At 44.4% G+C, this 786-nt stretch carries 1 protein-coding gene; it reads left to right on the top strand.

Annotated features, from left to right (window positions below; translation table 11 throughout):
• Positions 1 to 316: 316 nt before the first annotated feature.
• On the top strand, positions 317 to 786 hold a 470-nt coding region (locus tag R7Q48_RS26500), incomplete at its 3' end, for a glycine cleavage system protein R (protein WP_318133187.1).

Here is a 786-nt window from a genome sequence, read left to right as displayed (position 1 = left end):
TCGGCAATCAAGATGTTGCGAAGTTTGCCATGGACGCAGGTGCAAGCTACGACAGTCAGTTTTACGGCGTAGAGCTGAAAGTAACGTTCTAAGCCAACCATATTGAACGACATTAATGAAGAGCAGCCAAACGGCTGCTCTTTTTGTATCTAGTGCACTGTTTTGATTATTTGCTTCGCGAATTAGTGTGAAAAATTGACTTCTATCAAACATAACCCCTTCCTAGGACCTACACTGAAGAAAAGGACTTATTCCAATAACTTAAGCGATGCGTTCCACCGCACTGCGTCCAAACCTTATTCCAGGAGGGGACATCATGAACACTGTGTTTATCGTTAACTTTGTCGGTCAAGCATCACCGGCGACTATCAAACAACTGGCTGCTGTTACTCATGAAAACGGAGGCAAATGGTTAATCAGTAAAGTAAACTTTATTGAAGACCAAGTCGCTGGGGTGATAAAAGTTGAGTTACCTGAAGAAAACGCGGACACGGTGAAAGAAGCGTTTTCAGCCTGCCAGACTCTAGTAGTTAAATTTGTGGATTCAGAGCCTCACTCACACAAAGAAGATACCATTTTCCAACTTCGTCTCGATTCCAATGACCGTGCAGGTATCGTCAATGAAATCACTCACGTTCTGGACGCACAAGGCATCTCTATTTTAGATATGGATTGCCAACGCGTATTTATTGCCGGGGGTGGCGGTGTGAGTTCTAGCTTGTTCAGCGCAAAAATGGCTATCAAGCTGCCAAGCGAATTGGAAATCGAGGATGTGGCGAACGAGTT

The organism is Vibrio sp. 378 (genome assembly GCF_033339435.1).
Note: the sequence above shows the minus strand (reverse complement) of the source record. Positions and strands in the feature narration are given on the sequence as shown.